Genomic DNA, 11,260 nt, shown 5'->3' with positions numbered 1-11,260 from the left:
AAAGGGGAGTTTATTTGCTCTCCTTTTTCATTTTCTATGAAAATTTGAAAAAAATGGGGCAAAACTCTTGATTTTCAGCCTTCTTTAAGCTACAATAGTATCACGATTTCATTGATTTAACTCAAACCTGTTGTGAGTTAAGTGAATGAATCATCATTCACCATGCTGTTTGCTGAGCTTGACTCCGGGCAGTGTGGCTATTTTTTTGTCTTTCTTGCCATAGGAGACAGTTGAGTCTTTTTACTCAATGAAAATCAAAAAAGAAACTAGAAAACAAGCATGGTATACGGCAAAATGCAGCTGACATGGTTTGGATTTGATTTTCGAGGGTATTCGTGTTTAGTGAAATGTCACCAGAGAGGTCCTTATGAATATTGAAACATTAGAGTATATAGAAGAAACAGCCAAAAACCACATTGTCTTATTTGAACCACAGATTCCACAGAATACAGGCAATATTGCTCGAACTTGTGCTGCAACCAATAGCCCTCTCCATATCATTAAGCCGATGGGATTTCCAATTGATGACCGTAAGATGAAACGTGCAGGACTAGATTATTGGGATAAGTTAGATGTTCGCTTCTATGACAATTTAGCAGAATTTATGGATTATGCTAGCAAACAAGGACGTGTTCACTTAGTATCTAAATTTGCTGATAAAACCTATTCGGATGAAGACTATAATGATGGGAACATTCATTATTTCTTATTTGGCCGAGAAGATAAGGGCTTGCCAGAAGATTTTATGCGTGAACATCCAGAGAAGGCTATCCGTATTCCAATGAATGATGAACATGTGCGTAGTCTTAATGTCTCTAATACAGCGTGTATGATTGTATATGAGGCTCTTCGGCAGCAACAGTTCGTTGGTCTAGATTTGGTTCACACCTATGATGGGGACAAGTTAAAATAGTGAAAACTTACCAAGCTCTTGCAAATGCAAGGCTTTTTTGGTATGATGAAATAGTCTTCAGGGCAGGGTGAGATTCCCGACCGGCAGTGATTTTTTTGATTCTTGCTTTTCTTTTTCTCTCATTCGTCGTTGACCAGGCTTACCTAACTCCAGTTATGCCTTCGCCTTGTCGCCTAGACTGATAGAAAAATCTTAAGCAACACTCAAAAAAAGTGTTTTTGTTTCATTTTAGGGCTAGGCAAGGAGGTGCAGACTATACTAAGGGTATGTCAAGCCGACTTAACGAAGCCATAAAATAGAAAGAAAGACACGTACAGTCTGCGAGCGAAAGCTGATGTGGTGCAATTCCACAACCGACAGTAAAGTCTGGATGGGAGAAGACGAAGTGGAGGCTTTTTGCCTGCTCTTCTACGCTTCTTCAATTTTCAAAAATTGGAGGAACCTTATGACAAACACACGCAAAATGACGATTATCGCCATTCTCTCAGCAGTATCCTTTCTGCTCATGTATTTGAAATTTCCGCTGATTCCAACAGCCAGTTTCCTGGAAGTGGATTTTTCTCTCGTACCGATTTTATTTGGTCTGCTTGTTCTAGATTTGAAGTCTAGTTTTGCCATCCTTTTGGTACGAACTTTTCTCAAACTGATTTTAAATAATCAGGGACCATCGACAATTATTGGCTTACCGATGAATATTGCAGCTACGTCAGTTTTCATTTTAGCAGCAGCTTATTTCTGGAAAAATGAACAAACGTTAAAAAATTATTTAAAAGCAGCCGCTGTTGCGACAATTGGTTCGACAGCAGTGATGCTGGTATTAAATTACGTTTATGCGGTGCCTGTCTATGCAGCTTTTGCAAATTTTGATATTAAAGAAATCTTGGGTCTGACTAACTATCTTTTGATGATGGTACTTCCTTTTAATCTTTTACAAGGGATTGTGCTTTCAGCAATATTTTATATCTGTTACAAAGCAGCCCAACCTATTTTAAAGAAAGTTTAACCTTTATAAGGTAAACTATACTGTATGAAGAATAAACAAATCCATTTACGAAACGCATCTTTTTTTGCTCTGGCCTTTGTGATATTGGGCTATGTAGTAAAATTTTATCCTAGTACCCTAGCAGGTTTTGACTCAACTGTCCAGTCTGCCATTCGTGGAAATTTACCAAGTGGATCCAGTCAATTTTGGACCTCTATTACTGTTTTAGGAAACACGGTTATTATTTTAGCTATTACCATGATTCTAGCTGCTATCTTTTACTACTATAAAAAATGGAAGATAGAAGCTTATTTCCTACTTGCTAGTTTTGCGGCGATGGGTGTGGCATCCACAGCCCTGAAATATGTCTACCAACGTCCGCGTCCAAGTATTGAATGGTTGATTGATACCATCGGTTATTCATTTCCTAGCTGGCATACTGCATCAACTATGATGATTGCAGGAGCAGTTGTTATTATTGTTCACCAGAGGATGAAGAAAGGCATAGCTAGACTTGTGCTACAAGCCATGTTGATTCTACTTGCTGTCCTGGTAGCTGTATCCCGTATCTATATTGGGGTTCACTATCCGACAGATATTATCGGTGGTTGGCTACTTGCCGTCACTCTTTTACAAATGATGTATCCATTTTACGATCAGAAACGCTTTGAATGGCGTTTCCAAAGTAAGCAAAAATAGTCAATTTGACACCAACTCCTACTGTAAAAGGTAGGAGTTTTAACTTGTCATCTTCGCTTTGCCGTCCGTTGTAGAAGTGGCTTATTTCACAAGATTTATTGAGGCTGAGCTCAGGCACAGCGCCATTTCTTAGAGTTCGCGCTAGACCTATCGGAAAATCGTGCAAAAATCCTCCGAGAAATTCTCAGAGGATGATGATGTATAAATCTAGTTTTTGATTGGACCATCAGCAACGGCTTCAACGGCATTTTTTATCGTTTGGGCGAAGACTTCGCCTCCATTGCTTTCAAGATTGAAATGAACAAGGTCGGTATTGTACCAAATTGGTGGATTATCCTTTGCAACTTGATACCAGTCTGCAATGGAAATGTAATCATATTTTTCAGCCAATTCTTTCTCGTATTGACCAGTTTGATAAGAAATGGATTCGCTCGGAGTGAAGTTTCCATCGTAAGGAGTGACAAAAATAAGGCGACGTCCTTTAGGAAAATCTTTGACTAGCTGGTCTAGTAGTTCCTGATAATTATCCGTAGTATTTGTACCTAGGGCTACAACTACAGTCTCTTTCAAGCTATTATTTTGCTTATAAAGATTTATCAATTTAGCAATTTCAGAGAGATTTCGACTGACGGTTCCATCGATCTGTGCATCTGGTAGTGCGGTCTGTATGGCAGAACTAGCGCGAACAGTAACAGAATCGCCAAAGATGATAACTCCTTTTTGAATTTCAAAACTAGTAGCTTTAGCGTTTTCAGCAGCAGATCGTGTTGTATTTAGTTGGGTCTGAGCTTGATAAAGATTGCTAACCATACTCTCTTGTTCAAAACTTCCTAATTTTGGTGCAAACAGACAGATACCTAAGCCAACTATGGTCAAGCAAGCAAAGCTACCAAGAAGCCATTTTTTATAAGGGTTTAAGTTCATTGGTAATCCAAACAAGCTTCCTACTTTTCCAGCAATGTATGGTTCTAGAATATAGAAGGAAATAGTTGATAGGATAGTAGAAAAAACAAAGGATAATCCCGCAGCGATAGTGGCATTTGTCAGTTGTGTAAAGATAATGAGCAAGGGCCAATGGAAGAGGTAGATACCATAAGAAATACTTGAAAAGAAGAGGATAATTGCAGGTTCTTTGACATCTTCGGTTTTCTCGTGAAGTACCCGAGCAGCAAAAATCATAGTTGCTGTAGCTAAACTGGATAGAAGAAAACCAATTAGATAGGTCCAGATGGAACTGAATTGAAGAGTAAAGAGAAGAAGAAGTTCTACTCCTAGTCCTCCAAGAAATAGACCTATAGCTTGTTTGATAGTCAATGTATTCACTTGTTGCTGGAAGGCAGTTGTTGTATTTCCGATACCAGCGATGGTTGCGAGAATGCTTCCGAGGAAGAATGGGAAGGTATGTGTGAAGCTTGAGTAGTAAATGGTTGAGAAATTATCCACAAAGAAACTTGAGATAGACATTGCTAAAAAACTTAGCGAGAAGAGGCTTATAGATGTTAGAAAAATTGATCCACGTAGTTGCCCCACACTTTTTGAGATGCGAGTCAGATACCAAACTAAACCAGCCCAGACAAGGTAATACTGAACTTCTATGGCTAGTGTCCAAGTATGCATAAATAGATGAGGTGAAAATTGATTCTCGTAACTACCACCTGATAGAATTTCAAAGAAGTTTGTCATGAATCCGAGCGCAGCGGCTATCTGATTGCCGATATTGGCAATGAAATCATTGCGGACAAGCAGAGCAAGTGGAAGAACCAAAAGAATCGTTAAAACCAGAGGGGGGAGAATGCGATAGAACCTTCTTCTGAAAAAGCTGACAATATCTATTTTTTTATGTTTTGCAAACTCATCAATCAAAAGGGCGGTTGTCAAATATCCAGACAGGGTAAAGAAGAGGTCAACCCCCACAAAGCCACCTGGGAAATATTTGATAAAGAAATGATAGAGTAGGACAAAGACTAATCCAATCACACGTATAACGGATAACCATTTAATTTTCATATTGATAAATCCCCTGTTTAAAAGTTCCTTCGTAGGTAGCTTGTCCTTCGGTGGTCAATTTTCCTTTTCCATCGGCGTAGCCGTTTTTAAATTGCCCGGTATAAACCCACCCACTTGCAGATGTGTAGGTTCCTTGACCGTGGAAAATTCCATTTGTAAATTGTCCTTCGTAGACATCTCCATTATCAAAGGTCAATTTTCCTTGACCATTCATTTTATTTGCGACCACATAACCGTTGTACTGCAGGGCGCCATTATTGAAAGTCATGGCTTGCTTGCTGGCAATTCGCCCTGTAAATACAGAGAGGGCACAGATGAGGATGATAATAAGGGAGAGGATTTCAAGTTTTGGACGGGTGAAATGACTTGTTATATCATGCCATTTTATGCTAGGTAATTTGAACTCTTTCATCGTTTTACTCTTTCATAGGATTTGACCGACGCTAATCAGTTCTTTCTAGGATACAGTAAGAAATTATCAGTTCAGTCAGAAATAGTTTACCATTTTTTTACAAATATTACAAAAATATTACATAGAAAATCTTATTCTTGGTCAAATGACTGTAACCTGTCCAACCAGTCACGGCAACCTTTCTTTACCATTTCGTAGGTTTCGTCAAAATCTCCAGTATACCAAGGGTCTGGTACGGATTTTTCTGCGAATTGAAAAATCTTATCTTGGGCATGTGCTGGTGCCATTTTCTGTAAATCTCGGACATTATTGCTGTCCATACCAATGATGACATCAAATGCTTCGAAATCTGTCTGGCTCATTTGCTGTGATGATTTATCTTGGTCATAGGAAATCTTGTGCTTTTGGAAAATTTTCTGTGTTCCAGGATGGATAGGATTGCCATGTTCCCAGCTAGATGTTGCCCGACTTTCAATGTACAGGTTGTCGGTTAGATCTTTCATGACAAATTCAGCCATAGGGCTACGACAAATATTTCCAAGACAGACAAAAACGATTTTTTTCATAGATTCTCCTTTCGTGGCATAAGAAAAGAGAAGGCAGACTCGACAGGTAAATGTCTGAGTTCCCCTCTCTTGCATATTTTTGTTCGGGCTATAGGTAAAAGACCAAATTAAGTGTAATGTTCATTATCAAACAGTGCACGACCAATCCTATCTATATTGAACTCTTTGTTTATTTCTCTTCTTTGTCGAAAGCATTTTTGATGCCGTTAATGGCACCTTCAAGCCCGTCTTTTGCATCTTCGACTAGCTCTTTTGCTTTGCCAATTCCTTTCTCAACAAGTCCTTCAACTTCAATTTCCTTGTCGCCGGTCAGCTTACCAATTACCTCTTTTGCAGAGCCAGATAGCTGTTCTAGTTTTGCGTCAAATTTTTCTTCTGACATAAAATCCCTCCTTGATATACACATATGGGGGCGATGAGGCTGGGCAACAAGCCCAGGAGCACTTCTCAGAGTTCGTGTCAACATCTCAGCGCAGTGGTTGATTGGCAGATTTGTTCGTGTTTTGCACTCCAAATCTGGCCACTACGACTGATGCGAACTTTGTTCGCTATATCTCCAACCTCCAACAGTCAGAGTAGTGACTGTTGGAGCTGTGCGGGGGTGGGAGTGAAACAGTCTGGGAATAGACTGTTTCAGCTCAATAACTAGAAATAAAGACTTGTTGACGAACTCTTTTTGAACTAGTCGAGTTCTTTCCCACTCCCACATACTATTCTTACTTACTAGTCTATCGTATATAAGTTAATATAGCAAGGGATTTGTCTGCCAATAAGTCAGAGGATGAGGGATAATTCTTGCATTTTTTTCTTCTTTTATTTATAATAATTATAAATAAAAGAAAGGATGATATATGATGAAACAAAAATATTATCAATCTCCAGCAGAAATTGCGTCTTTCAGCCCGCGTCCATCACTGGCTGATTCTAAGGCTGTTTTGAATCAAGCGGTGGCCGATTTATCAGTAGCCCATTCAATCCTCCATCAAGTTCACTGGTATATGCGTGGTCGTGGCTTTATGATTTGGCATCCAAAGATGGATGAATATATGGAAGAAATTGATGGTTATGTGGATGAGATGAGTGAGCGTTTAATCACCTTAGGTGGAGCACCATTTTCTACCCTTAAAGAGTTTAGTGAAAATAGTCAGCTCAAGGAAGTTCCTGGTGATTACACTGTAACGATTGAAGAGCAATTGGCGCGTGTGGTAGAGGTGTTCCGCTATCTGGCTGCTCTTTTCCAAAAGGGATTTGATGTCAGTGATGAAGAAGGTGACAGCGTAACCAACGACATTTTCAATGTGGCTAAGGCTAGTATTGAAAAACATATTTGGATGCTGCAGGCAGAATTAGGTCAAGCTCCAGGATTGTAAATAGTTGAAGGGTCCAGTAGGACTCTTTTTTTGATGCAGATACGATATGACATTTGTCACATGAGTCCATGACAAAGTCTTCTAGTGGGGTCTCCTTTTTCGAGATATACTGTCTATGTATCGTCATTTAGTTTTTCTTTTATTACTTCGTTAACTCGCCTTGCCTAACTCCAGTTATGCCTGCGGCTCGTTGCCTAGTACTAAAAGTAAACTAAAAGACTATAAGATGTTCAAGAAGTAGGAGGTAGAAAAATGATAGAAGTACAAGCGCTAGAAAAAATCATCAAAGGACGGACAATTTTGTCCAATATTTCCTTTGAAATCAAGTCAGGAGAATGTGTGGCTTTAATCGGTCCAAACGGGGCCGGGAAAACAACGCTCATGTCCTGTTTGTTGGGCGATAGGAAGGCGACGAAAGGGCAGGTTTTGTTGGACGGTCTGGTTCCACAGTCTCAGTCCAATAAGGAAAAGGTAGCAGTCTTACCACAAGAAAATGCTATCCCGACAGATTTGAAGGTCAAGGAATTACTCTGCTTTTTCCAAGCCATCTACAAGGACAGTCTGACAGATGTAGAAATCGACAGCCTGCTCTGCTTTTCCCCAGAGCAAAAAAATCAACTGGCCGGCAAGCTATCGGGTGGTCAGAAGCGGCTCTTGGCTTTCGTCATCTGCCTGATTGGCAAGCCCAAGTTGCTCTTTTTGGACGAGCCGACGGCGGGCATGGATACTTCGACCCGCCAGCGTTTTTGGGAGATTGTCCATGAACTCAAGGCTCAGGGTGTGACTATTTTTTATACCAGCCACTATATCGAGGAAGTGGAGCATACGGCGGAGCGGATTTTGGTCTTGCACCAGGGGCGGTTACTAAGGGATACCACGCCATTTGCCATGCGGAGTGAGGAGCAAGAAAAAGAAGTGACATTGCCGATTGCTTTTGCGGCGGTGGTGGAGAGCTTGGCTGAAATCAATGAGATTAGCTATAAACAAGACACGGTTAGCTTTAAGACCCGAGCTATTGAGCAGGTTTGGGCTAGCTTGCAGGAGGCAGGTTGTCGGATTTCAGACCTAGAGGTTCAGAACAAAACCCTGCTCAACAGCCTATTTGACAAGACAAGGGAGGAAGAATTATGAAAGCATTGCTGCAAGTAGAAAGCATTAAATTATCCAGAAGTTTGGGAGTTTTTCTCCTATCTATCGGCATGCCTGTCGTCTTTTTCCTGATTTTCTCATCGACGGTCCAGTTTGATGATGTGGCCATGCAAAAGGCCTTTATCCAGTCCTATATGCTGACCATGACAGGTTTTTCCATGTCGGGCTTTGCCCTTTTCACCTTTCCAACGATGCTGGCAGAGGACAGAAAAAATAGCTGGTTGACCTTTATCCAGCATTCGCCCCTGCCAATCTGGCAATACTATCTTTCCAAACTGGTGCGGGTCTTGCTCTGCTTTGTGTCTTCTATTGCCATTGTCTTTGCGGTGGGTGGCTTAGTTAAGGGTGTAGAGATGACAGCTCAAGAATGGGTAATTTCGGCTCTCTTACTTTTAGTAACCTCTATCGTATTTCTAGCTATTGGCTTGCTCTTGGTGCAAATTCAGTCGGAACAAACCATGTCGGTTGTGGCAAACTTGCTCTACTTTGTTCTGGCCATCATGGGTGGCTCCTGGATGCCTGTTTCCCTCTTTCCAGACTGGGTGCAGCGGATTTGCAAACTTATGCCCAGCTACCATGCCAACCAGCTGGTGACCATCTATGCCCAAGAGGGAGATTTTCTCTGGAAATCCTTGCTAATTGTCCTAGGCTATGCGATAATTTTCTTAGGAATTGCTCTAGTTCTAAATAGAAAATCCGAGCAGTAGTGAGGTGACAGATGATATTTGAAAAAAGAAAGGTACCACTCATGTTCTTCGTGGGCATGGTCTTTCTCTATTTTCCCTTTTACTATGCCCAGTATAGTCCCAATCCGACGGCAGTTGTCCTAGCGACTATTCTCTTTGCCTTGGTCTATTGTTCTCTCTTTTACACTGACCATAAGCTCTATTCCATGCTGGCTTGGTTTTACCTGATTGGCTATATCGCCGTCATGAGTTTTTGGGGCAATCTGCAATTCTCCCTCTTTATCTTTAATCTGTCCACTATGCTGGGCTGGTATTATAAAGAGAATCGCCCGACCTATCGGACGGTGTCCTACGGGCTTTTGTTGCTGGCTATTATCCTCTGGGCTCTCTTTGGACCAGTTCCCTTTGAAATGCGGGCCTTTGCACTCATCATTCACTTTTTCGGCTTGGCCTTGTTGATTTTCAGCTGGATTGAGACCAAGCGGGAAGCCCTTCAGCAACGCCTACAGGAACAGAATGCGTCCATCAATCTCCTGCTGGCTGAGAATGAACGCAACCGTATCGGTCAGGACTTGCACGACACACTGGGTCATGTCTTTGCCATGCTGTCTGTCAAGGCCGAGCTGGTCCAGACACTTTTAGACCACGACCAGATTGACCAGGCCAAGAAGGAGGTGGCAGCCCTTCAGACCTTGGCCAAGGACTCCATGCAGGAGGTCCGCCAGATTGTCCAGTCCCTCAAGCAACACACCGTGGCAGAGGAACTCCAGATTTTACAGCAGATGTTGGACTTGGCAGGAGTGGACTTAGTTGTCTTGGGCGGGGAAATAGCAGAGCAGTCCAGCTTGCCCGTCCAGAACAAGCTGGCTATGGTGCTGAGAGAGTTGGGTAATAACCTGCTTAAGCACAGCCAGGCTAGTAAATGCCGTTTGGTTTTTGAAAAAGACCAGCAAGAATTGGTTTTGCACTACGAAGACAACGGTGTGGGCTTTGCCCAGTTGACTGGTCAGGAATTGCATACCATAAAGGATAGGTTGGTGACGGTGAAAGGCAGTTTGGAATTTATCTCTCTAGCCAAGCCCACCCGCCTGTCCATTCGAATTCCGCTTGAGGAGGTGGTAGAATGAGAATCTTAGTCGCAGAAGATCAAGCAATGCTGCGGGACGCCCTCTGTCAACTCTTGGGTTTTCAAGATGCGGTTGAGGCTGTTTTACAGGCAGAAAACGGCAGTCAGGCCATTGCTCTTTTGAAAAAAGAGCCAGTAGATGTGGTGCTACTAGATATAGAAATGCCTGAAAAGACGGGCCTAGATGTCTTGGAATGGGTGCGGGGGCAAGCCTTGCCTGTCAAGGTTGTCATCATGACCACCTTCAAGCGACCGGGCTATTTCGAGCGGGCAGTCAAGGCAGATGTGGATGCCTATGTGCTCAAGGAACGGTCCATTTCGGACCTTATGCGAACCATTGAAACGGTCTTGGCGGGGCGGAAGGAATATTCACCAGAGTTGATGGACATTCTCCTGACACAACGCAGTCCCTTGACAGCCCAAGAAAGTCAGCTACTTAAGCTGGTGGCAGAAGGTCTGTCCAATAAGGAAATCGCCAGCCATCTCTACCTGTCTGACGGGACAGTCCGCAACTACATGACCTCTATCCTGTCCAAACTAGGTGCCGAAAACCGCACCGCCGCTGTTAAGATTGCACAGGAAAAGGGTTGGATAGCATAACGAATGAGATTGGGGAGAACCCAATCTTTTTTGATGAATGCAAGGAAACAGCACTTGAGTTTTTATATTGAAAAACTTTGGATATTTTGCTAAAATTTTCTATATGAAACGACTATACGATGTGCAACAGTTGCTAAAACGCTTTGGTATTATCATCTATATGGGCAATCGTCTCTATGACATCGAGATGATGCAGATAGAGCTCAATCGCGTTTATCAGGCTGGTCTTCTGGATAGGATGGACTACATGGAGGCCGAATTGGTCTTGCGACGGGAACATCGTTTGGAATTAGAGTATCAGAAATCAAGGGAGAATGAGTGATGGAAACATTTTGGGTATTTTTAGTATTTTTGGCAGTATTGGGAGCCTGGATGGGCTTTAATTACTGGAGATTGCGCCGTGCGGCGACGGTGATTGATAATGCAGAATTTGCAGAAAAGATACACGGAGGTCAGTTGATTGACCTGCGAGATCCGAGTGAGTTTAATCGTAAGCATATCTTAGGCGCGAGAAATATTCCTTACCAGCAATTGCGCCAGTCTACAGCTGCTTTGCGTAAGGACAGACCTGTCTTAATCTATGAGAATGATCGTGGTCAGTTGGTAACGCCTGCAGCCCTTCATCTGAAGAAACAGGGCTTTAACGAAATCTATATTTTAAGCTATGGTCTAAACGGATGGAATGGTAAGGTAAAAACAACTAAGTAGCATTGTCAGTAGGCTAGAGTATTTTCTTATGCAATAAGACGG

The 11,260-nt window shown here is 42.1% G+C and carries 15 protein-coding genes and 1 riboswitch; of the genes, 10 read left to right on the top strand and 5 right to left on the bottom strand.

Features of this window, described 5'->3' with window-relative positions; genetic code table 11:
* The first annotated feature begins 367 nt into the window (after positions 1-367).
* The 3 genes from CWM22_10355 (at position 368) to CWM22_10345 (ending at position 2,594) form a co-directional block, all read left to right on the top strand.
* A complete protein-coding gene (locus CWM22_10355; protein AUC92269.1) occupies positions 368-913 on the top strand; it encodes a tRNA (cytidine(34)-2'-O)-methyltransferase in 546 nt (181 codons plus the stop codon).
* 49 nt (positions 914-962) lie between these two features.
* Positions 963-1,299: riboswitch (FMN riboswitch) on the top strand.
* Positions 1,300-1,358: 59 nt separating this feature from the next.
* Positions 1,359-1,916, top strand: coding sequence for an ECF transporter S component (locus CWM22_10350; protein AUC92268.1), 558 nt, complete (start codon positions 1,359-1,361; stop codon positions 1,914-1,916).
* 24 nt (positions 1,917-1,940) lie between these two features.
* A complete protein-coding gene (locus CWM22_10345) occupies positions 1,941-2,594 on the top strand; it encodes a PAP2 family protein (protein ID AUC92267.1) in 654 nt (217 codons plus the stop codon).
* 207 nt (positions 2,595-2,801) lie between these two features.
* Here CWM22_10345 and CWM22_10340 read toward each other — a convergent pair whose 3' ends face one another.
* The 5 genes from CWM22_10340 to CWM22_10320 form a co-directional block, all read right to left on the bottom strand.
* On the bottom strand, positions 2,802-4,601 hold the full coding sequence (locus tag CWM22_10340; protein ID AUC92266.1) for an acyltransferase: 1,800 nt from the start codon (positions 4,599-4,601) through the stop codon (positions 2,802-2,804).
* Positions 4,591-5,013 (bottom strand): hypothetical protein, encoded by a 423-nt coding sequence (locus tag CWM22_10335; GenBank protein AUC92265.1) that lies wholly within the window; start codon positions 5,011-5,013, stop codon positions 4,591-4,593. The genes CWM22_10340 and CWM22_10335 overlap by 11 nt, the downstream gene beginning before the upstream one ends.
* A gap of 131 nt (positions 5,014-5,144) precedes the next feature.
* Positions 5,145-5,579, bottom strand: coding sequence for a phosphotyrosine protein phosphatase (locus CWM22_10330; protein AUC92264.1), 435 nt, complete (start codon positions 5,577-5,579; stop codon positions 5,145-5,147).
* A 169-nt stretch (positions 5,580-5,748) separates the two neighbouring features.
* Positions 5,749-5,961 (bottom strand): CsbD family protein, encoded by a 213-nt coding sequence (locus tag CWM22_10325; protein ID AUC92888.1) that lies wholly within the window; start codon positions 5,959-5,961, stop codon positions 5,749-5,751.
* A 141-nt stretch (positions 5,962-6,102) separates the two neighbouring features.
* Complete coding sequence (locus CWM22_10320; GenBank protein AUC92263.1) at positions 6,103-6,288, bottom strand: hypothetical protein; 186 nt, start codon at positions 6,286-6,288, stop codon at positions 6,103-6,105.
* A 142-nt stretch (positions 6,289-6,430) separates the two neighbouring features.
* Here CWM22_10320 and CWM22_10315 point away from each other — a divergent pair, with 142 nt between their 5' ends.
* The 7 genes from CWM22_10315 (at position 6,431) to CWM22_10285 (ending at position 11,218) form a co-directional block, all read left to right on the top strand.
* On the top strand, positions 6,431-6,949 hold the full coding sequence (locus CWM22_10315; GenBank protein ID AUC92262.1) for a DNA starvation/stationary phase protection protein: 519 nt from the start codon (positions 6,431-6,433) through the stop codon (positions 6,947-6,949).
* A gap of 252 nt (positions 6,950-7,201) precedes the next feature.
* Positions 7,202-8,080, top strand: coding sequence for an ABC transporter ATP-binding protein (locus CWM22_10310; protein AUC92261.1), 879 nt, complete (start codon positions 7,202-7,204; stop codon positions 8,078-8,080).
* Entirely contained in the window at positions 8,077-8,805 is a 729-nt protein-coding gene (locus CWM22_10305; protein ID AUC92260.1) for an ABC transporter permease, read from the top strand. The genes CWM22_10310 and CWM22_10305 overlap by 4 nt, the downstream gene beginning before the upstream one ends.
* A 41-nt stretch (positions 8,806-8,846) precedes the next feature.
* Positions 8,847-9,911, top strand: coding sequence for a two-component sensor histidine kinase (locus tag CWM22_10300; protein AUC92887.1), 1,065 nt, complete (start codon positions 8,847-8,849; stop codon positions 9,909-9,911).
* Positions 9,908-10,510 carry a DNA-binding response regulator gene (locus tag CWM22_10295; protein AUC92259.1) on the top strand — a complete coding sequence of 201 codons (603 nt, stop codon included), beginning with the start codon at positions 9,908-9,910 and terminating at the stop codon, positions 10,508-10,510. The genes CWM22_10300 and CWM22_10295 overlap by 4 nt, the downstream gene beginning before the upstream one ends.
* A gap of 103 nt (positions 10,511-10,613) precedes the next feature.
* A complete protein-coding gene (locus CWM22_10290; protein ID AUC92886.1) occupies positions 10,614-10,832 on the top strand; it encodes a DUF910 domain-containing protein in 219 nt (72 codons plus the stop codon).
* Entirely contained in the window at positions 10,832-11,218 is a 387-nt protein-coding gene (locus tag CWM22_10285) for a rhodanese-like domain-containing protein (GenBank protein ID AUC92258.1), read from the top strand. Before CWM22_10290 ends, CWM22_10285 begins: the two co-directional genes overlap by 1 nt.
* The last annotated feature ends 42 nt before the right edge of the window (positions 11,219-11,260 follow it).

Origin of the sequence: Streptococcus suis (assembly GCA_002831545.1) — a bacterium.
Lineage (GTDB): Bacteria > Bacillota > Bacilli > Lactobacillales > Streptococcaceae > Streptococcus > Streptococcus suis_P.
The sequence above is the reverse complement of the archived record's forward strand: the minus strand, read 5'-3'. Positions and strand labels throughout refer to the sequence as shown.